The sequence below is a fragment of the Kitasatospora misakiensis genome, assembly GCF_042656005.1.
In the GTDB taxonomy this organism is placed as follows: Bacteria; Actinomycetota; Actinomycetes; order Streptomycetales; family Streptomycetaceae; genus Kitasatospora; species Kitasatospora misakiensis.
Window position 1 is genome coordinate 58,073 of sequence record NZ_JBHSOF010000043.1, and the last position, 23,453, is coordinate 81,525.

Here is a 23,453-nt window from a genome sequence, read left to right on the forward strand (position 1 = left end):
CGCCTGAGCGACCCCGCCCTCGAACGACCTGAAACGGCAGGCAACCCGTGCCCCACCCCTCGATCGAGGTCAACGAATCGACCGCGCGCTTCTTCACGATCATCACCGGCATGCCCTGGCCGGAGGTCAAGGAAGGGGACCTGCGTGAGGTGCGGGACGCCTACGATCGGCTGGCCGAGGAGCTGCCCGCCCTGCACGACCTGATCGCCAAGGTGGCGATCAGCTGCCGCCGGCAGTTCAAGGGCAAGGCGGCGGTCGCCTTCGCCTACCAGATGGACTCGTTCATCGGTCTGGCCGACGGGACCGACTACGTCTCGGCGGCGGAGAAGACGGCACGGGCGCTGGCGGACTGCGCCGGCGACGTCGCCAACGCGGTCGAGTACACCAAGTGGATGGCCATCGCCCAGCTGGTGCAGCTGCTGGTAGAGATCGCGCTGGCCGTCTTCTGGGCGCCGTTCAGCTTCGGCGCCAGCCTGTCCGGACTGGTGCTCAAGAAGCTGCTCACCAAGGTCGCGCTCACGGCCCTGATGAAGTACCTGCTGAAGACCATCGCGATGCACACCTTCTCGGGCATCGTGGGCGGTCTGCTGATGGACGGCATCGTCCAGAACCTCCAGATCGGCCAGGGCAACCGCAAGCACATCGACAAGGAGTACACCAAGCAGGCTGTGCTCTTCGGCCTGATCGGCGGTGTCCTCGGCGGCCCGCTCGACCTGTTCGGTCTGGGCCTGGGCAAGCTGCTGGGCCGGCTGCTCGGCAAGAGCGGCGGCCGGCTGCTCGCGGACCAGCTCAGCGACTACCTGGTGCACGGCGACCTCAAGGGCCTGAAGGGCCTGTTGAAGACCGCCGCCGAGGCCGCCGAGCAGGCCGGCGGGACCGGCTCGCTCGGCAAGATCGCCAAGGAGGTGGCGGTGAAGTCCGAGAAGGAGCTCGGCAAGGACGTGCTCGCCGCCTCGGAGAAGGCGTTCGCCAAGGAGACCTTCACCAAGAAGGAGGCCAAGGCCTTCGCCCGGGACCTCGGCAACCTGATGGAGGCGGCCTCCGAGCAGTTGCAGGCCGGCTTCGGGAAGACCGGCAAGAACACCCTCTCCGAGATCTTCGTCAAGGAGATGGAGCAGGTCTTCACCAAGCACCTCGGCAAGGAGCTGGGCGAGAAGGCCGCGGCCAAGGCGCTCGGCCGGGAGTTCGGTGAGGCCTTCGCCAAGAACTGGGCCGGCAAGGCGGAGCAGGCCGTGCTCAAGGAGGCGGCCGGCGAGCGGGTCAAGGACGCGCTCGGCGCGGCGCTCTCGCACGAGTCGGCGGCCGGGAAGCTGTCCGCCCGCCAGGTGCGGATGCTGAGCGAGCACCTGCCCGAGCTGGCCCAGAACCTCTCGCAGGGCAACCGGGGGTACCACCTCGGCCTGGCGCTCGGCAACTACCTGCGCGGCGGCGTCCAGAACGTGCTCACCGAGGGCTTCTACAACCTCATCTTCGGCGAGGACCACAAGTTCACCGTCACCGCGGGCAGCTTCGTCGGCGGCATGATGACCGGCCTGATGGGCCATGTGCTGCACCTCGGTGCGACGCCGCTGATGCGCAACTACAGCGCCTGGGTCGAGCGGACCCAGTACGCGGCCGTCGAGGAGGGCGCGTCCAAGTACTTCCCGCTCCACCACCCGATCAGCTTCGCCGCGCTCGCCAGTCTGGCGTCCGGCAAGGTCGTGCCCTTCCCGGTGCCCCGGATGGGCCACCCGGGCGCCTTCGAGCTCGCCGGCAAGCTCCACAACGCCTCGCTGGACGAGTACGCGGACGCCATCTCGCACGCCTCGGGCACGGACATCAAGTCCCCGCCGGCCGACCGCGAGGTCGCCGAGTGGATGCAGCAACTGCTGCCCTACGTCGACTTCCTGGCGGAGGAGCGGGGCGACCTGCCCCCGGCGACGCCCACCCGGACCACCGCCGCCGGCGAGCACCTGCCGCCGACCACCGACCGGTCCACGGACCGCTCCGCCGACCGGTCCTCGGATCGTTCCGCCGAGCCGCCGGTCAAGGTCCAGTCGGACGAGGGCGCGCCGAAGCAGCGGACGCCCGAGCAGCGGACGGCCGACCCGAGGACGCCGGACCCGAGGACCTCGGAGCGGGAGACGCCGGGCCAGGAGCCGCCGAGGAAGCGCGCCCCGGGCCGGGCGGCCCCGGTGCCCACCGAGTCCACGGCCGACCGGCCGACGGCCCCCCGGGACCGGACCGCCACCGCCACGAGCACGTCGACCAGCACCACCTCGACCGCCACCGCCACCCCGACCGCCTCCGCGCCGTCGACCGCGCCCCGGACCCCCGGCCGGCCGACCCCCGTCGCCGTCACGTCCGCCGCCGACCAGGCGGCCCCGCACCCGGTGCAGCCCACCCCGCCGCGCCCGCCGGCCGGCCCGGACGACACCGGCCGCCACCCGGCGCAGGAGACCCTCGCCGGGCCCCGGCGGGAGACCCCGAGCATCGAGTCGATCCTCCTCGGCCAGGACACCGACCCCGCCCGCACCCCCGACCGGGACGCGCCGCCGCCGCCCCGGGGGATCCGGCCCGCCGCCCCCACCGACCGCTCGGCCCCGACACAGTTCACCGCGCACCTCCCGGGGGACGGTGCCACCCCGCCGCCGCACCACGCCTCCGACGCGGACACCGCGCCCGTCCCGACCCCCGCACAAGCCCCCGTCCCGCAGACCGCCCTCGCACCCGGGTACGAGTCCCGCGAGATCCGCCCGGCCGCCATCGGCACCTTCCCGCGGAGCGTGCAGGCGAACGGCATCCGCGCCTACGAGGTCCGGCGCGGCACCCTGCCCGACGAGGCCGGACCGGCCACCGAGATCGTGCTGCGGGTCCACCTGGAGACCTCGCAGCTCACCCCCGGCGAGGCCACCGACACGGCGGTCGCCGCCGTGAAGCAGCGGGCGACGGCCGGGGTGGAGCAGGTCTACAACCGGGGCCACCGGCTGCCGGACGGCAGTCGGCTGACGGTGCGGGTGGAGTTCACCGGGACGGCCGGGGACGCCCGCCACACCGTCAAGCTGAGCGACAGCACCGAGCTCCGGGAGCACGCCGGGGAGTGGGGCCTGGAGACGAACGGCGAGGTCATCGCCCACGAGCTCGGGCACCTGCTGGGACTGCCCGACGAGTACCGGGAGACGTCCAACTACCGGCGGCCCGTCCACACCGACGGCGGACTGATGACCGGGCCGCCCCTGCTCGACGTGCACGGCCGGTACAGCGTCGACGGCGACGGCCGCGGCGAGGTCACCGCCACCGTGGCCGCCACCTCGCTGGCCCCGCGCTATCTGCGCCAGATCGGCGCGGCCGTCGACGCCGCCTTCCGGACCAGGGCGGAGACGGACGGGGACGGCCGCCCGATCCGGGCCGCCTTCGACGCGGACGCCCGGCAGCGCTCGCTCTACGGCGGCCCGGGCGGGGTCGGCGGCCACCTCTGGCCCGACGCCGCCTCGGAACGGACCCGGCCGGTCGTGGAGGGCGGGGACCACACCAACCGCACCTTCCGGGCGCGCTACGACGCGGACGGCCCGAAGCTCCTCACGGACCTCCCGGAGCCGCGCTCGGGCGGCGACCTCGCCATGTCACCGCGCCCGGCCGCCCGGCCGGACGCCCGGACGATGTTCCCCCGGCACTGGACCGAGGAGGACGCCGTCTACGCCGCGGAGCAGGCCTACCTGGACGCCCGGCGGACCGACGGGGTCACCGAGCTCGCACCGGGGCGCCTGCACTGGGTCGGCGAGTACGCCGGGGTGCGGATCGAGGGCGAGCTGCGGGCGGGCGAGTTCCGCTCCTTCCGCCCGACCGACACCCAGCCCGACGCCGCCCCGCCGGCGTACGCCCCGGACCGCGCCGCGCCGCCCGCGCTCCTCGGCCGCCGCGTCGAGGACCTCGCCCGCTACGGGGACCGGCAGACGCTCACCGGCGCCCACCACGCCCTCTCCGAGGCGACCGAGGCGGCGCACGGCCTCGACATCGGCAGGACGGTGACGCGGTTCGGCAACGGCACCTACCGCGCGCTCGTCTGGTTCCTCGACCCCCAGGTCGCGCCGAACTCCCCGCTGGCCGGTTTCATGACCCGCTGGCGCCGGCACGCCGACGACGCGGGGCGGATGATGTACCCGCGCACCTGGTCCGAGCCGCACGCGCTGCGCGAGGTGGAGAGCGCCTTCAACGGCGCGATCCGGCGGACGGCGCTGGCCGACGGCCGCACCACCCACTGGGTCGGCGAGTCCACCGGCGGGGTGCGGATCGAGGGACTGGAACGCGACGGCCGCATCCTGGTCCACCGCCCGACCGACCCGCAGCCGGCGCCGGTCCCGCCCCACGGGAGCTGGCCGTCCCACGGGCAGCTCGGGATCACCGATCCCGTGCCGGTCACCCACGGCCGCCCGTTCGAGGTGCGCCGGGTCCTCTTCGACAGCGGCCAGGAGGGCATCCGGCTCACCGCCCGGATCCACCTGGAGGCCGAGGCCGGGCTGACGCCCGAGCAGATCCGGGTCGAGCGGGCGCGCCTGCGGAGCCTCGCCGCCGCGTACACGGTGGACGGGCAGCAGGCGGACGGCCCGCTGCTCGACCTGCGGCTCGAATTCCTCGACCACCCGGGGGACGGCGTCCACACCGGCCTCGTCCCGCCCTCCGGCGGCCCCCACACCCTGGCGACGCTCCTGCCGGACCTCGTCCCCGGGACTCCGTCGGCCGGGCTGTCGGACCGGATGGTCGACCTCGCCCGCAGCGCACCGGACCTGGCCGTGCTCAAGGAGGCGGCGCTCCCCGCGTACGACCCGGCCGCCCTCCGCGAGCCCGGTCCGCCGCGCCCCGGCGAGCAGCCGCCCGCCACGGTGTCCCGGCACGACGTGACGCAGTCGCGGTCGCGGTTCACCGGCACGGCCTGGGACCGGGCCGGCCACAGCATGCCGCGCGAGTGGACGGCGGACGACGCCCGTCTCGCGGCCTACACCGTCGCCTACGACGCGTTCGCCGCCCTGCGGCCGGGGGAGAAGGCGCCGGAGGTGGTCTACGGCCTCGTCGGCGGCGCCGCGGTCCACGTCCGACTGGCCGCCGACAGCCGGATCGCGGACTTCTGGAGCGAACCGGCCCTGTCGGCCGACACCGCGCGCAACCGGCCGGTGCCCGAGCCGGAGCGGGTGCTCGCCCGCGTCGAGGTCGACCAGCAGACCACGGCCGGGCGTCGCGCGTACGAGGTCCGCCGGTCCGAACTGCCCGACGGCGACACCCGCGTCACCCTCACCGTCCGCGTCCACGTGGACGCCGCCGGGCTGACCGGTACGGAGGCCGAGAAGAACGACGCGGTGGCGAAGCTGAAGAACAACGCCCACGTCGGCGCGTTCGAGGCCTTCAACCTCGACCAGCGGCTGCCCGGCGGCGACCGGCTGCACGTCGCGGTGGTCTTCACGCCGACCCCGGCGGACGCCCACTACACGGTGGCCGCCCGCCCCGGGCAGCACGCCGAGAACCTGACGCACTGGGGCCTCGACTCCGCGCCCGCCGACCTGGCCCGGGTGGTCGGACACGCCTTCGGCCTGCGCGACGACTACCGGGCGGCGGCCGAACGGCCGGGCGTCGCCCCACTCGACCACCCCTGGGCGACCCTGCCCACCGGGGACGGGTACGCGCTCGCGCCCCACCACCTCCGGGAACTCGGCGGGGAGGTCGACCGCGCCCTCGGCACCGTCCGGCCGCCCTCGGCGGTCGACGGCGCGGGCCTCCCGCTGCACCCCCACTTCACCGAGGAGGTGCGCCGCACCGCGCTCTCCGGAGCCGACGGCAGCGGCGGCCACCTCCGCGCACCGGGCGACGCCCGGCCGCCTGCGGTGGGCGCGCCGCACGACAACGGCACCTACCGGGTGGCCGTCCCGCAGCCGCCCACCACCGCGGGGACCGTCGGTGCCGCCGCACCGCACCGCACCATGTTCCCGGACCACTGGACGGCCGAGCACGCCGTCCACGCGGCCGAGCAGGCCTACCACGACGCCCGGCGCAACGGCCGTGTCACGGACGTCGGGGGCGCCGCGAAGCACTGGGTCGGCGTGTACGGGGGCGTGCGGATCGAGGGCGTGCTGCACGAGGGCGGGGACTTCCGCTCGTTCCGGCCCGCCGACGACCAGGCGGGCCTCGACCCGGTCAGGTCCGCACGGCCCCGGCCGCCGCTCCCGTCGTACTTCGACCTGCGGTCCGTGCGGGAGCTCCGGTTCGGCGACCGGCAGAGCCTCACCGGCGTCCACCTCACCACGGACCCGGCGCTCGCCCGGGAGAACGGCGTGATCGTCGGCGACCCGCGGCGGACCCACCCCAACGGCACCCGCTGGGCGGACGTCTGGTTCCTGGACCCGGCCGTCGACCCGCGGTCCCCCGGGGCCGAGCTGCCGGCCAACTGGCACCGGCGCGGTGACGAGGCCTCGCACACCCTGTACCCCGCGGCCTGGTCGACGGCCGAGGTGGCCACGGCGGTCCGCGAGGCCTACGCGGGCGCGAGCAGGCGGCCGGTCGGCGGCGACGAGGTCTGGGTCGGGGAGTCCCGCGGCGTGCGGATCGAGGGCCTGACCCGCGACGGCGTCCACCTGGCGCACCGGCCCGCGGCCGAGCAACTGCCGCCCGGCCACTGGGACCAGGGGGCCGTCCACCAGCTCACGACGGAGCGCTCGGTGGACTTCGACGGCGGCTACCCCGTCCTCGTCCGGAAGGCGCGGTTCGACAACGGGGAGGAAGGGGCTCACCTCGTCGTCCCGGTCCGCCTCGTCCTCGAACCCGGGACCACCCCGGCCGAGGCGGTGGCGTTCTTCACGGAGCTGCGGCGCGCGGCCGCGATCCTCGCCGCCGAGCACAGCGCCGGCGGCGACAGCTTGGTCCGGCTGGACCTGAAGATCGCCGGCCCCGGGGAGAACGCGCCCCAGTACCTGGTCGGACGCGGCGCGCGGCCCGATCTCGACGCGGTCCTCCCCGACTTCATGACCGCCGTGCGCGACGACGACGAGGGACTCACCGGAGTCGCGAGCTACCTGGCCGACGAGGCCGCCCACCTGCCCGGCGACTGGCGGCCCGTCCGGGACCCGCAGCGGCCGCTGCCCGCGCTGACCGAGCCCGACCCGGCGCAGACCGGCCCGCGTCCGCCCACGGTGGCGCGGACCGCCCCGCTGCCACCGGTGCCGGCCCCCGCGCCGATCGCGCCCGCCGGGCCGCCGGCCGCCACCCAGGCCCCGGCCATGCCCGCGGGCGTCCACCCCCAGCCGACGCTGCACGCCTTCCGGCCGGACCTCGCCGCGCAGCCGCCCGGCCACCGGTCCGACGCGCCCGGGGAGGCCCTGCCCACGGCGGCCCATCAGGCGGCCGAGGACGCCACGGCCCCGACCACGACCACGGCCACGACCACGGCCCCCGGGCACACCGAGCAGCCGCCCACCCCGGCCGTCCTCTGGCAGAGCGCCGGCGCCGACGGCAGCGTCCCCGACGCCCCGATCCGCCCGCCGCACACCACCGGCGACCTGCGGCGGACGACCCTGCCCAACGGCACCGTCCGCGTCTTCACGTCGGAACTGGCCTCCGAGGTCGCCCCCGGCGCGCCCGCCGCGGCCTTCCCCTCCCGCTGGCACCGCCAGGCCCTCGACCCCGGGGACGTCTACTACCCGGAGAGCTGGGACGCCGCCACCCTCGGCGGCCACGTCGCCGCCGCGCTGGCCCGGCCGACCCACCTCTCCTACGGCCCGGACGGCTCCGTCTTCGCGGTCGGCCGCTCCGGCGGCGTCTGGATCGAGGGCGGCTTCGGGCCGGACGGCGCCTTCCAGGCCCACCGCCCCTCCCCGCACCAGACCGACGCGGACGTGTACTACTCCACCGGCGGCACCACGACGGCCGGCCGGGGCCACGAGGTGGACCTGCCCGACCTCGGGCCCGTCCGGGCGCGCCGCGACCTGCTGCACAACGGGGAGGAGGTCCTCCGGCTCACCGCCCGGGTCCGGCTGGTGGGCGACGGGCCGACCGGCCCGGACGAGCTCCAGCACGCCCGGACGACGCTCCAGCAGGCCGCCGACCAGTACCTGCTCGGCCATCAGGACTTCAGCGAGACCCGGCTGGAGCTCCGGCTGGAGTTCACCGCCGACGCCGACGCCACCGAGGTCCGGATCCTCCCCGGCCAGCAGCCGACGATCCAGCAGGCCGTGCCCCGGCTGCACCAGGCGGCGGGCCGGCACGACCTGGCCATGGCCCTGGAGCGGCAGCCCGAGCAGCCGCCGGCCCCGCCGCGGACCCTGCCGGACGAGGGGATGCTCACCGGCGTGCGGACGGCGTTCACGGACGCCGCGTGGGGCGGACCGGCCCGGGGCCGCAACCTGCCGCACGAGTGGACCGCCGACGAGGCCCGCTACGCCGCGCACCGCGTCCGCCAGGACGGCCGCGCCGTCCCGGCCGGCCCGGTGCCGCCCGGCGGCGGCGCCGCCCCCACCCTGCACCACGGCGAGTTCGCCGGGGTGCGGCTCACCGTCCGGGTCGAGCACGACCGGATCACCGACTTCTGGGGCGAGCCGGACCAGCGCCACCCGCGCCAGCTCACCGCCCCCGCGCCCGAACAGCACCGGGTGCTCGGCACCCGCGAGGTCGGCCCCCCGACGGACGCCTTCGACCGGAGCCTGGAGGCCAGGCGGCTCCAGCGCTTCGAGGTCACCAGGCTCGGGCTGCCCGACGGCGACACCGAGGCGGTGCTGACCGTCCGGATCCACCTGGACACCGCCAACCTGGACCTGACGGACCCGCACACCGGTGACCGGCTCACGGCGCTGCGCCGCCGCGCCGCGGCGGGCGTCGCGGCGACCTTCGACCTCGGGCAGCGGCTGCCCGGCGGCGACCGGCTGCGGGTGGGCGTCGAGTTCGTCGACACCCCCGGCGCCGCGCACCACACCGTCCGGGTCCAGCCGACCATGGACCGCGAGAACAGCGGCAACTGGAGCCTGGACATCAGGCCCGAGATCGTCGCCCACGAGGTCGGCCACCTGCTCGGGCTGCCCGACGAGTACCGGGAGGCGTCCTGGAACTCCCGTCCGGTGGCCCTGGACGGCGGCCTGATGGGCGGCGTCCAGCTCGACCCCTACGGCCGCTACGTGGTCGACTCGGACCACCTCCCCGGCGGAGCGGTCACCAACGACCTCCACCGGGTCCTGCCCGCCCGGAACCTGCGCCAGCTCGGCGCCGTGATCGACCTCGCCTTCGGCGCGGACCGCGGCCCCGACCCGGCCGGCGGCCACCCGCGGCGGCCGCTGGTGACGGAGCAGGCCCGGCGCACCGCGCTGCACGGCGGCCTCACCGAGGCGGGCCGGTCGGTGCCGGACGGCGGGCGCGACGGCGGCGGCCACCTCTACCCGCCGCCCGGCTCCGACCGCCCCCGGCCGCCGCGCGTGCCGGGTTCGGAGCACCGCAACGGCACCTTCCGGGTGGTCGGCGCACCGGACGGCGACGCGTCGACCCTCCACGGGCCGGCCGGCGACCTCGCGACCGGCCCGGCCGGCCGGCGCCGCGAGCGGACCGTCTTCCCCGAGCACTGGACGGCCGACGACGCCGTCTACGCGGCGGAGCAGGCCTACCAGCACGCCCGCCGCCGCCCCGGCGGGATCACCGGCACCGGCCCGTCCGGCTACCGGTGGTCCGGCGAGTACGGCGGGGTCCGGATCGAGGGCCGGGTCGACGTCCGGACCGAGGACCGGATCGCGAACCCGGCCGAGCACCGCCCCGGCGGCCCGGTCGAGGTGGCCGAGATCGTCTCCTTCCGCCCGTCCGAGGACCAGGGCGGGCTGGGCTCGGCGGCGCACCTGCCGTGGCGCGCCACCGAGGGGCCGTTCGGCCGGCGGGGCGAGGACTTGGTGCGCTTCGGCGACCGGCAGACCCTCACCGGCGTCCACCACCGGCCCGCGACACCGGAGGTCGAGGCGCGGCACGGGATCAAGGTGGGGGACCCGGAGCACACCAACGCCAACGGCACCTACCGGGCCGCGGTCTGGTTCCTCGACCCGACCGTCTCCCCGGACGCGCCGCTGGCCGCGTTCGACGGGCACTGGCACCGGCGCGAGGGCGCCCCGACCCACCTGTTCTACCCGCGCGACTGGGAGCCCGCGCGCGTCCTCGAAGCCGTCCGGCAGGCCTACGCGAACCGGACCACCGAGGCCGGCCGCCCGGACGGCACCCTGTACTGGAGCGGTACCGCGGACGGGGTGCGGATCGAGGGCGTCGCCCGCGACGGCCGGCACCTGATCCACCGTCCGGCCGACGAGCAGCCGGGCGGGACGCCGCCGCCGAACGGCGACCGCTCCTACCCGCTCACCGCGCCCGCGGCGCCGGGCGCCGGCGAGCGCCCCGCCACCGTCCCCCGGCCGGTCCAGCAGCCGCCGGCCGCCGACCTGTTCAGCCCGGGCCTGGCGGCCGACGCCGGCCGCGGGCTGCCGCGCGAGTGGACGGCCGAGCAGGCCAGGTACGCGGTGGCCCGCGGCGAGGAGTTGGAGGCCCCGAGGCGGGACCGGGCGGACCCGACCGTGATGCGCTCCCGGGTGCGCTTCCGGGGCGTCGACATCTCGGTGACCTGGGACTGGAAGGAGTACCAGATCAAGGACTTCGAGGCCACGCCCGGAGTCCCCGTGCCGCCCCAGCGGTTCGTCCCGGTGCCCGAGCGCGGCACCCGGCCGCCGACCGCCGGGGGCGGCGAGCAGCAGCCCCTCCCGGCGCCGCACACCTCCGACGGGGCGGGGCCGTTCGGGCCGGGCGCGCCGCAGGGCCACCCGCTGCTGGCGGCGGTCGCCGACGCGGCGCCCGACCTCGGCGCGGCCCTGCTCCGCCACCACCGGGTGCCGGCCGACGCCCCCCGGGCGGAGCTGCTGCGGCTGATGACGGCCGAGGTGGCCGACTACCTCCAGCGGACCCGGGAGGAGGAGCTCCCGGCCGAGGCGCTGACCGCCTTCCGCCCCGGCCTGCCGCCGTCCCGGGAGACCGCCCTCGAACTCCGCGGGCTGCGGCACGCCCTGGCGCAGTCGGACGGCACCCACGACGCCGGGCTCGGCGAGGCGCTCGCCCCGCTGCTGGCCCACGCCCTGCACGTCCGGCTGGAGCTGACCGACCCGTGGGGGAGCGTCACCCGGTACGGGCCGGACCGCGAGACGGTGGTGGCGGTCGGCCGGGACGAGCCGGTCGACCACGACGTCGAGACGGCCTCCGAACCGGCCTCCCCGGCGCCGTCCGGTCGTGGCGACGACCTCGCCATGCTGGTGGACCTCTCCGAGTCCGTGCTCGACCGGATCACCGGGGCCCGGGAGGTCCGGCCCCCGTGGGACCACTTCCGCCAGACCGTCTCGGCCGCGGCCCTCCGCGGCTACGAGGCCCGGCGCGGCCACCTGGAGGACGGCGAGCCCGCCACCGAGATCGTGGTGCGCATCCACCTGCGCGGGGCCCGGCTGTCCGAGCGGCCCTTCGACCCGGACAGCGACGGTGAGGACGTCGGCCCCGTCGAGCGCTTCACCGACGAGGAGATCGGGCGGGTGATCGACGACGCCTGGGAGGGCGTCAACCAGGCCTTCAACATCGGCCACCGGCTCCCCAACGGCGACGTCCTGCACGTCCGGCCCGAGTTCGTCGACCACGTCGACGACGTCGACCACCACATCCACATCGTCGACCTGCACCGCCGACAGCTCCGCGAGGACAACGAGACCTGGTCCCTCGAATCGACCCCGGCGACGCTGGCCCACGAGATCGGCCACCTGCTCGGCCTCCCCGACGAGTACCGCCAGCAGCGGAACCGGGACGCCGTCCACACCGACTCCGGGATGATGGGCTCCACCGTCATCGAGCACGGCCGGATCTCCGCCGACCAGCTCGCCGGCATCAGCGGCCGGCGGGCCGACGCGCCCGCGACCCTGGCCCCGCGCAACCTCCGCGAACTGGGCTCCGCCGTCGACGAGGCGTTCGGCACCCGGCCGTCCGACCTCACCGCCACCCACCGCGCCCCCGACGGCCACCCGCTCCCGCCCCGCGCCTCGTTCGGCCCGGACGCCCGGCAGTCCTCGCTGTACGGCGACCGCCGCACCGAGGGCGGCCGCCTGCTGCCGATGCCCGGCTCCGACCGCCGCCGGCCGTCCGCCCTGATCGAGCAGCACCCGAACGGCGTGCTGCACGTCGAGTACGAGGCCGCCCCGACCGGCACCGGCCGGCCCCGGCGCGCCGTCGGCGTACCGGCCACCAGCGCCGCCGGCGACCTGCTCAGCACCGACACCGCCGTGCGGCGCAGGCTCTTCCCGCGCAACTGGACCGAGGACGACGCGGTGTACGCCGCCGAGCAGTCCTACCTCGACGCGCTGCGCCACAACGGCGTGGCCCCGGCCGGGGGCGGCCGCTACCGCTGGACGGGCGAGTACGCCGGGGTGCGGATCGAGGGCGAGATCCGCGGCGACCGGTTCCACTCCTTCCGGCCCGCCGACACCCAGCCCGTCCCGCACGCCACCCCCGGGACGACCCCGGACTCGCCGGCCGCCCCGCCCGCGGCCGGGCCGACCCGCCCCCGCTCCGCGGCCCGCCCCTGGGACGGCCTCTCCCTCCTCCCGCCGCTGCCGCCGCTCGGGCCGGAGCTGGCGTACGCCCCGTCACGGCCCGAGGGCATCCTGCGCTACGGGCAGCGGGCCCAGGACGTCGCCCGCTACGGCGACCGGCAGTCCCTCAGCGGGCTCCACCACGAGTTCACCCCCGGCATCAACTTCGACCTCACCACCTGGCAGCGCATGCGCGGCGTCCAGGTGGTCGAACGCGGCGTGCCGCACGGCAACGGCACCTACCGCGCCCGGGTGCGCTTCCTCGACGCCGCCGTGGCCCCCGACGCCCCGCTCGCGGAGTTCCCCACCCGGTGGCGGGAGCCGCAGGGGACCGGGATCCGGACCATGTTCCCGCGCGACTGGACCCGCCCCCGCGTCCTCGACGCCGTCGAGGCCGCGCACGCCTCGGCCCACTACCGCGCCCGGATCGACGACCGGACCTACCGCTGGGTCGGCACGGCGGACGGCGTCCGCATCGAGGGCCTCTCCCGCGACGGCCACCACCTCGCCTACCGGCCCACCGACCAGCAGCCCACCGCCCGGATGGCGGACTGGGACGCCCGGCGGGTGATCGGCGCCGGCGACCACGCCGCGATCCCCGTCGGCCAGGGGCGGCTCCAGCTGCGGCGGGTGCTGTTCGACTCCGGGCAGCACGGCCTCGACGTCACCGTCCCGCTCCACCTCGTCCCCCAGCAGGGCATGACGGAGCAGCACGTCCTCGACTTCGCCGGCCGGGTGAACCGGGAGCTCCGGCAGAGCTGGGCCCAGGGCAACGGCCACGGCCAACCGATGCTGGTCAACGTCACCGTCGTCCCGGTGGCCGAGCCCGGCGCGGCGTACCGGGTCCTGACGGCGCAGCAGGCCGCGGGGCTGCACCTCCCGGCGCTGCTCGGCCCGCTGCTGCCCGGGTCGCCGCTGCCCGGGTCGGCCCGCAACCATGCCGAGGGCCCGCTGCGGCAGCTGTTCGACGCCGCGACCCCGCTGACCGCCTTCTCGCCCGGGGTGCTGCCGACCACCGGCCCGGCCGCCCTGCGGGAGCCCGGTCCGCTGCGGCCCGACGAGGTGCTTCCGGCGGCCGTCCCGCAGCTCGACGTGCGGACCCTGCGGCCGCGGTTCACCGACGAGGCCTGGGAGTCGCCGGGCCCCGGCCTGCCGCGCGAGTGGTCGGCCGACGACGCGCGCTGCGCGGCCTTCGCCGTGGTCGACCTGGCGGAGCGCTCCGGCGCCAACCCGCCGCTCGACGGCGTCGTGCGCGGCACCGCCGGCGGCGTCACCGTGCACGTCCGGCGCGAGGGCGGCCGGATCGCCGAGTTCTGGGGCGAGCCCGGCCAGGAGGACGCCCCGCAGCACTCCACCCCCGGCCAGCGGGGTGTGGGCACCCCGTTGAGCGCCCCGCTGAGCAGCCCGTTGGCGGAATCCGGGCCGACCCGCTCGCCGCTGCTGCGGGCGCTGATCGAGACCGACCCGGGGTTGCTGCGCCGGGTGTTCGGCGACGAGGCGGAGGAGCTGGCCGCCGACCCGGCCCGGGCGGAGCAGCGGCTGCGCGAGGTGATCGCGCAGCGGCTGAGGGAGCGCCCCGAGGTCGCGGACGAGGCGTACGAGCTGTACTACGCGTGGGCCGATCGCGAGAAGCGCACGGTGGCGGGCCCGGAGCTGTTCCGTGAGGAGCTGGAGCGGGAGGTCGGCGTCTGGGAGGAGCACGACCTGCCGACCGTCCGCGACGCGCTCGCCGCGCTCACGGCCGGGGCGCTGGGGCTGCGGGTGGCGGTCGTGGACGTCCGGGAGACCGCCGGGGCGCCGTTCCACCTCGGCCCAGAGGACGGTCACCCCGTCCGGCTGCACCACGACGCGCAGGAGGGCTTCCGGAGCGTCGCCGACGCGGAGGAGGCGCACGCCCGCCGGCAGGAGGAGCGGCGGGAGGAGGACCAGGAGCGGCGGCGCGAGGAGCGGCGGCGCCGGCAGAACCTGCCGACGATCGAGGAGGCCGACGAGACGGAGGAGGCCAACGAGCTGCGGGAACCGGTCGCCCAGCCCGAGACCTCCCAGCCCGTCCCCCCGCCCGTCCCCGCGCCCGTCGACCCGGTGCCGCACCCGCCGGAGTCCGTCGCCACGCACGGCCTGCTGGCCGGCTCGCACATGGTGACCAGCGTCGGCGAGGCCACCGGCCACCTGGTCCGGCGGATCGCCGAAGGCATCGCCGAGGCGCTGCCCGACACCACCCCGAACCGCGCGGCGCTGGCCCGCACCCTCGCCGAGAGCGTCTTCAGCGGCCCCGGTCTGCGGGCCCAGGTGTCGGCCCTGTCGCGCGGCGAGGTCCTGCACGTCCCGGCCGGCACCGACGCCCGGGGCGGCACGCTCACGCTCCAGGGCCGGGTGACCGACCTGACGCACCGGCGGAGCCAGGGCAACTACGAGTTCGAGAACGGCACCGACCACCAGGTGACGCTCAGCACCGGCACCGGCAGCCGGTGGCGCACCGGGCTCGGCGTCCAGGGGCGGTTCGACTTCTTCGACTACGTCCGCGCCCTGGGGACCTTCGGCAAGCAGTGGGACCGGGCGGACGGCGACAGCCTGACGACCGGCGCGCGGTTCTTCTCCCGGGCGAAGACCAGCGAGCAGACCTCGGTGTTCGGCGGGAGCCTGCACCTGGAGATCGGGTACCAGCCGCACGGCGCGCGGGGCACCGAGGACCACACCCAGCACCCGCCGAACCGGCCGGACCGGATCGTCGTGACCACTCCCGTCGAGGTGGCCATGCCGAAGCGCGAGACGGTGGACGAGCACGGTGCCCCACTGCTCGGCCCCAACCCGCCGGACTACGGCTACGACCTGGCGCCGCTCGGCGGCCGACGGCTGCACGCCTCCCACGTCCTGCTGGACGTCCGGGCCACCGGCCTGCCGACGCTCCGGCCGGTCGGCGACGGCGCGGAGGTGCCGCTGGCCGAGCTCGGTCCGGGGGCGCCGACCCGCCGGCAGGTCATGGCGGGCGTCGTCGACGCGCTCGACGCCGCCGCCCGGGGGCAGCTCGGGAAGCACGCCGGCGCGCTCTCCGACCGGCTGGTGGCCGAGTTCGACCACAACCGCCTCCACCAGGACCTCAAGGGCATGACGAACGGGGAGGCGGTGGTGGTGCGCGTCCCCGGCACCGACATCCGGGCCGAGGTGCGGGCCCGCAGCCGCGGGGTGCGGGTGGTGACCACGACCGCGGAGACCGAGTTCCACACCGGCGCCGGGTCCGTGCTGAGCCGGGTCAAGCAGCAGGTGACCGGCGGGCTCTGGCAGGGCGACGGCGGTGTCCAGGGCACCTTCAAGCGCGGGTCCGCGGGCCCGCACGGCGGCCTCCGCTGGGGTTCGGACACCGTCCGCCTCTCCGGCCGGACGCTGGAGACCGGTCTGACGACCAAGACCAAGGAGCCCGGGGCGATCCTCGAAGGGGACGGCGCGCTGCACGTGGTGATCCACCGCGGCGGCACGGAGGTCGGCACCGTCGACGTGCCGATCGGCTTCCGGACCCTGGTGCCCCGGTCGGCGATCGAGGTGGTGGCGGACCGGCCGCACCGGCCGTGGACCCGCGACGTGGCCGAGGGCCTGCCGGAGTCCACCGTCGTCCGCGACATCGGCTCGCTCGACGACCTGCGGCAGACCCTCGAACGGGAGGGCGGGGCGTACTACGGCGCACGCTGGCCGGACATCCGGGACGAGGTGATGCAGCTCGTCACCCAGCCCGCGCTGGCGTCCCGGCTCACCGCGCTGACCCGCCAGGAGGCCGTCGAGCTGACCACCGCGGACCGGAGCGCGACGGCCGCCGTGGCGGACCGGCTGCGGCGGCGCGGCATCCGGGTCCTGCTCACCGCCGAGCTGACGGACATGGCGCACCTGCGGGCCAGTGACAGCGCCGACCTCAGCCGGCAGAACGAGAGCAGCGCCTTCACGGCCGAGCGCCGGCTGACCGCCAGGCACACCCTGCTGCAGGGGCGCGCGGGCTTCCCGCTGGGGGACAAGGTCGACGGCTCCGTGGCGGTCGGTCAGCAGAAGCGCGTCCGGACCGGGGTACGGGAGACCGCCGCCGACAAGCTGTACGGGAACAGCAAGATCCGTACGCCGCAGGACATCTACCAGGCCCGGACCAGGTTCACGCTGACCCTGGAGGGCGGGGAGCGCCCCCGGACGCTGACCCCCGTGGAGATCGCCACCGAGGTGAGCGTCACCCGCGCCGACCCGCCGCCGGCGCAGCCCGCGGGCGCCCCCCGCGCGGACCTGAACCCGCCGTCGGCGGGGCGGGACGCCGCCGAACTGGGGGCCTCCGCCGTGGTGGCGTTCCGCGACCAGGCGCAGGCCGCCCGGGTCGCCGAGCACGTCACGGCGGCGCTGCGGGACCGGTTCGGCCCGCTCGCCCCGGAGGTGCTCCGGGTGCTCAGGGAGGACCTCGGCGCGGGGGTGCTGCGGGCGAACCTGTCCCAGCTCACCCGCGGCGGCGCCGTCAGGGTGGCGGTGGGCGGCCGGACGTGGTCGGCCGAGGTCCTCGTCCGGGCCGGGCTCACCGACGTCCCCCAGCGGCACCGGGAGATCGCCGGCGCGGAGTTCGAGGTCGGCGCGCAGAACCGGACCGGCCACGGCGTCTCGCAGGACGAGCGCACCCGCCGGACGTACAACGGCGGCCTGCGCGGCAAGCTCGGCCCGGTCACCCTGGCGGGCGACCAGAGTTACCGCAGCGACCGGTCGACCGGGTTCAGCCTGGACAGCGCCGGCAGCACCACCGGCCGGGCGAAGAACGTCGTGACGGCCGACGCGTCCCAGGCCACGGCCCGGTTCGAGGTGGAGATCCGCACCACGCGGCACGGGCTGTTCCACGACACGCTGCGCCCGCCCCGGGTGGACGCGGTGGTGGACGTCACCACCCCGCGCTACGGCGCCGTGGACGCCGTGGTGAACCAGGTGCCGGGGCGCCCCGTCTCGGTACCGGACCGCGTCTGGCGGACTCATCTGCTCGGCTCCTCGGACGTCGTCACCGACGTCTTCGTGCCGGGCGGGCGCACCCACGGCGGCCGGCGGCTCGACTTCGGCGAGGCCCTGCTCGCCGGCCGGGGCCTGCCCGCCGGGGAGCTCCGCCCGCCGGCCCCGTTCGGCGAACGGACCGTCACCGAATGGCTGGCCGCGCGGGGCCGCGCGGGCCTCCGGGGGAAGCTGCTCGGCGTGCTCACCCCGAACACGCTGCACGACCAGCTCAGGACCATGATGTCCGGCCGGCGGCTGGTGGTCTCCGACGGCGGCGTGACCGTCCGGATCGGCGCCTCCGTCAAGGCGCTGACCCACGTCGGGAACACCACGACGACCGAGTTCAACACCGGGACGCAGGTCGAGCACACCCACTCCGCCGCCGACGGGGTGACCGGCGGCGGGCGTGGCACCGGGCACCAGCTGCGGGGCGCGCTGTCCGGCGGCGGCACCGGCTGGTACCTGGGCGTGTCGCTCGCCGGGGTCACCGGCCACGACGTCCAGCAGGAGCACACCGTCCGGGCGGGCTCGGGGAACACCACCAAGGCGAAGGTGCCCGGGAGCGTCTTCAGCGGCGAGGCGACGCTGCATTTCGAGGTCGAGTGGCAGGAGAACGGCCGGACCAGGCACACCTACTTCCGGCGCCCGCTCGGCATGGAGGTGGTCTCCGCCACCGGGGAGACCGGCCCGGCCCCGCGCACGGTGCCGGGCGAGGCGTTCGCGGCGGCGGACGCGCCGCGCGGCGGCGCGCTGCGCCAGGTGCTCGGCCCGCCGGCCGACGCCGGTCAGGTCCGGCAGCCGCCGGAGCGGGTGTGGACGCACGGGCTGCTCGACACGGACGTGGTCCGGTCGGTCGGCGTGACCCAGGGCGTGCGGCGGATGCTGCTGGACGGGGCCGAGGACTTCTACGGATCGGGCCCCTGGGGCAGGATCCGGGGCGTCGTGGAGCGGATGGTCGACCCGGTGTCGCTGGCGAGCCGCCTCACCACCCCGATCGCCCCGGTCACCGCCCAGGGCGCCGGGGGTGTGGTCGACCGTCCGGGGAACGCCACCCTGCTGGTCGGCCCGGACGGGCCGGCCGGCGATGCCCGGGTGGAGGTCCGGGTGCGGATCACGGAGTTGGAGTTCCACCGGACCGACCCGGCCGCCGACGCGAGCCCCTCCAACACGGCCCCGGTCGGCTCCACGAGCAACGCCCAGCGCTCCCTCCAGTTCGGCGGCCGCCTCACCGGCGGCGGCCAGGCCGACACCGGGAACGTCACCGTCCGGGCCGGCGGCTACGCCGACCTCGCCCACCAGAGCCGCAGCAACGTGGCGACCGGTGAGGCGGGCCAGGTCGTCAACAACGCCAAGATCCGCACCACCACCGTGCAGTACCGGGGCCTCGCCGAGGTGGAGGTGGTCTACCACCAGGGCGACCGGCGGCTCGTCAGGAAGGAGACCGTGCCGGTCGAGATCGACCTCCCGCACCGTGACACCGTGGAGCCGGCCGCGCTGCCGGCCGGCGGGCACCTGCTGTTCCGCGAGGGCGCGCCCGCCGGTGAACTCCGGCTGCCCGACGCGGCCCCCCGGGCGCTGGAGCGGGTGGCGGAGGCGCTGCGGCTGGACACCACGCGGCCGGACCACCGCGACCGGCTGCTGGACGTCGGCCGGGCCGCCCGGTGGCTGCACCCCGACACGCTCAGCACCGACACACCGCCGGCCCGGGAGTGGCTGCGGGGACTCGGCCGGTTGGTCGGGCTCGCCGGTGCGCCCGACGCCCCGGGTGACGGGCCGCTCACCCACCTCCGCACCCTGGCCGGGGGCGGGGACGTGGACCGGACGCTGACGGACCGGCTCCGGGACCTGGTCCGGCACTTCGGCGAGGGTGAGGGCGGGGACGCCGTTCCGACGCCGCAGGACGTGACCGCCGTCTGGGACCAGCAGCACGGGCCGTTCCGGAACCCGGACGTGTACCCGGCGGAGGCCCCCCGGCCGACCGTGCGCCGGACGGCCGGGGACCTGCACGGCGCGCACCTGGACACCCTGCTCGCCGAGGTCCGGGGCGTGGACGCCGGGACGGTCCCGCTGGTCGTGGTGACCGTGGAGACCCCCCGGGGCGACGCCTCGGAGCGGTCGGCCCGTCAGGTCGCCGAACGGGCCGACGCGGTGGAGAAGCGGCTGCGGCGGCTGCTGCGCCGGCTGGGGCGGGAGGTGGACGTCGAGGTCCGGGTGAGCGCCGGGTACCAGGCGGGGCGGGACCATCCGGTGCTGGCCCCGGGGACGTGGATCTCCCGGGACAGCGTCCGGACCTTCCGGGTCGCCCCGCCCGCCGTCCCGCCGCATGTGCCCCCGCCGGTGCCTCCTGTTCCGCCACCCGTGCCGCCGCAGGTTCCCCCGCCCGGTGGGAACGGCCAGGTGCCGCCGCCGAATCTCGGGGACGACATCTTCGCCGCGCTGACGCAGGGCGGCGGGAACGGAGCCCGGTGAACCGTCCGGCGGGCCCCGCCCGTAGGTACGGAGTGGGAGCACCCGAGGACCAGTCGGCCGGGTGGTCCCGCCGACAGGGAACTGCGCGCGAGGCCGAGGAGCTGCGGTGAGCACGAGTACGGGCGGGAACGGGGCTGGGGGCGGGGCGGCGGGCATCCAACTGCCGTCGATGGACTGGGAGATGGAGGAGGAGGCCGCACCGCCGGGGACGACCGGCGCCACGGCCGCCGCCTCTCCCGCCACCCCCGCGACGGCGGAGGCGCCGACCGAGCGGGTCGCCGTGCCGCAGTACGGGCCGGCCGTCCAGGCCGCCCCGGGCCTCGCGGCGCCGGCCGCCAACGTGGCCGAGCACGGGTTCGGCCCGGCCGAGGAGCCCGGGGCGGCGCTGCCGCTCGGCGAAGGCGCGGACGGCTCGGCCGGTGCGGACGGCCCCCACGGACCGGCGGGCGCCGCGCCCGAACGGCCGGCCGGCCGGCGCACCCGGTTCAAGCGGCCCACCCTGGTCGCCGCCGCCACGGCGGGCGTGGTGCTGATGGGCCTGCCGTTCCTGATCACCGACGGCGCCGAGGGCGGCCACGACAAGCGGCGCGACCACCTCGGGGTGAACCAGGCGGACACCCAGATCGCCGAGGGCCCACTGCTCGACGACGTCCAGCCGCCCGCGCCCACCGACCCGCCGGCCACCGGCGCCCCCGCCCCGGCCCCGGCGCCCACCGAGGCGGCCGTGCCCGGGGAGACCGTGCCCGGGGTCCCCGCCACGGCCGGCACCCAGGTGCAGGGCCTGGTGCCCGGCGGCGCCCCGGTCGCCGGAGCACCGGCGAACCCCGGGACCCAGCCGGGGAACGCCCTGGCGGCCAAGGCGCCCACCGGCGGCGGCTCCTCGACCCAGCAGGGCAACGGCCGCACGCAGCAGCCCGCCCCCGGGCAGCAGCCGGCCCCGGGCCAGCCGGCTCCGCAGCAGCCCGCCCCCGGCCAACCCGCCCCGCAGCAGCCGGCTCCCCAGCAGCCCGCCCCGCAGCAGCCCGTCCCGCCGCCCGCGGCGCAGCAGCCCGCCCCGCCGCCGGCCGCCCAGCAGCCGGCGCCGCCGCCCGCGGCGCAGAAGGCGACGTACAGCGCCGTCGGCGGCAACGGCTGCGGCACCTCCTCCATCGCCTACGCCCAGCACGGCTGGTGGGAGGACGGCTCCGCCGGGTGGCTGAGCAGCTCGACGGGCGGCTACACCGGCTCGGGCTGCAACGGCAAGTACGTGTCGATGCCGATGTCCGGCTCGGACAGCGTGGACGACAAGGACAACTCGGTGGTCTGGACGTTCTCCACCGCGCCGGTCACCGCCGGGACGTGCCGGATCTCCGTCTACGTGCCGAACAACTCCGACCTCAAGGCGGTCGGCGGCGCGCCCGCCTACTACACCGTCCAGAACTCCTCGACGCCGAACTCCGGCACGCTCGGCTCCTTCTCGGTCAACCAGACCGGCAACCGCGGGAACTGGGTCGCCAGCAGCGGGACGTACCCGGTCAGCGGCGGGAAGATCGCCGTGATGCTGCACTCGCGCGGCCTCGACTGGCGCGGCACCGCGACCGAGAAGGCGCACATCGCGGCCTCCGCCGTCCGCGCCGACTGCACGGCCTCCTGACACCCCGCGCGCTACCCGCCCTCGCCCCACCACCGACGACGTACTGACGAAGATCCCAGGAGAGGACGGCCATGTCGCGCCATGTGCTGACGGTGTGCCCGGAGCAGCGGGGCGGCCCGTACCGCACGATCGGCGAGGCGCTCGCGGCGGCCCGCAGCGGGGCGGTGATCTCCGTCCGCCCGGGCCGCTACGAGGAGAACCTGGTGATCACCAAGATGGTGACCATCACCGCCGAGGAGCCGCGCGGCAGCGTCCGGATCACCGCCCGGCGCGGCTGCGTCGTCCAGGTGGTGGCCGAGGCCGTCCAGCTCACCGGCCTGGTCGTGCAGGGCCAGGACGAGGAGCTGCCCGCCGTCGACGTGCCGCGCGGCCAGGCCGCGCTGTCCGACTGCGAGGTGGTCGGCAGCTCCTGGACGGCCGTCCTCACCCGCCAGCAGGGCTCGCTCGCGATGCGCGACTGCCGGGTCACCAACCCGGCCGGCGCCGGCATCGTCGAGACCTCCACCGGCACCAGCGTGATCGAGGACTGCGTCATCGAGCACCTCGGCACCTCGGCCGTGGTGGTCGGCGAACGGGCCAACCCGCTGCTGCGCAACTGCGTGCTGCGCGACGCCCGGGGCAACGGGATCTGCGCCAACGGCGAGGCCCGCGGCACCTTCGAGGACTGCGAGATCTCCGTCACCGACAAGCCCGCCGTCGCCCTGGAGGAGAACTCCACCACCCGCCTGCTGCGCACCGCCGTCCGCGACACCACCATCGGCGTGTACATCAGCTCGGCGGCCCGGGTGGTGCTGGAGGACTGCACGGTCAGCGCCACCTCCGGCCACGGCATCGCGCTGGCCGGGGGCACCGACCCGGAGCTGCGCCGCTGCACCACCACCCGCACCGCCGGGCACGGCATCCACATCACCGGCCGCTCGCGCGGGCACCTGGAGAACTGCGAGGTGTCCGGCGCCGAGGGCACCGGCATCTGGGTCGGGGAGTCCTCCGGACCGGTGCTGACCCGCACCGTGGTCCGGGACTGCGGCGCGGCCGGCGTCGAACTGGCCGAGGAGAGCACCGCCGACATCGACCGGCTGGAGGTCCGCGACGTCACCGGGCCCGGGGTGTCGATCGGCGGCGGCGCCAACCCGAGGGTGCGCCACCTGACCGTCACCGGCGCGGGCACCGACGGCGTGGAGGCGCTCCGCGACGGCCGGGGCCGGCTGGAGGGCGTCGAGGTGACCGAGGCCGGGCGGGCCGGGCTGCGGATCGCGGACGGCGCGGACACCTTCGTCGGCGCGGCCGTGGTGCGCGGCGCCAAGGGCAGCGGCGTGCTGGTCGGCAAGGTCGGCCGGGCCGCGCTGCGCGACTGCGAGATCAGCGGCTCCGGGGACGACGGCGTCGCCGTCGAGGACGGCGGCGAGCTGACCTGCACCCGGGTCCGCAGCCACGGCAACCGCCGCCACGGCGTGCGGATCGGCGCCGGCGGCCGGGCCGTGCTGGCCCAGGTCGAGGCGGTGGAGAACATCGGCGACGGCGTGCGCCTCGACTCCGCCGAGGCGGTCCGGCTGACCGGCTGCACGCTCTCCCGCAACCGCGGCTCCGGCCTGCGGCAGACGGCGGCCAGCGAACGGCTCGCCGTCGAGCAGCTGACCAGCGGGGAGAACGGCCTGCCCGACGCGCACGGCACCGCGACGGCCGCCACCGGCGCCCCGCGCGCCGAGGGCGCCGCGCCAACGCCCGCCCCCGCCGCGGCCGGCCTCGGCGCCACCCGCGCCCAC

General features: G+C 76.7%; 3 protein-coding genes. All 3 read left to right on the forward strand.

Annotation, left to right across the window (positions count from 1 at the left end):
- Positions 1-47: 47 nt before the first annotated feature.
- The gene (locus ACFP3U_RS27425; RefSeq protein ID WP_380228381.1) at positions 48-20,057 is read left to right on the forward strand and encodes an EndoU domain-containing protein; all 20,010 of its coding nucleotides are present in this window, start codon (positions 48-50) and stop codon (positions 20,055-20,057) included.
- Between the two features lie 106 nt (positions 20,058-20,163).
- Positions 20,164-21,690, forward strand: a complete 1,527-nt coding sequence (locus ACFP3U_RS27430) for a carbohydrate-binding protein (protein WP_380228382.1) — start codon at positions 20,164-20,166, stop codon at positions 21,688-21,690.
- 71 nt (positions 21,691-21,761) lie between these two features.
- Positions 21,762-23,453, forward strand: a 1,692-nt coding sequence (locus ACFP3U_RS27435; protein ID WP_380228383.1) for a right-handed parallel beta-helix repeat-containing protein, incomplete at its 3' end; no start/stop codon positions are given.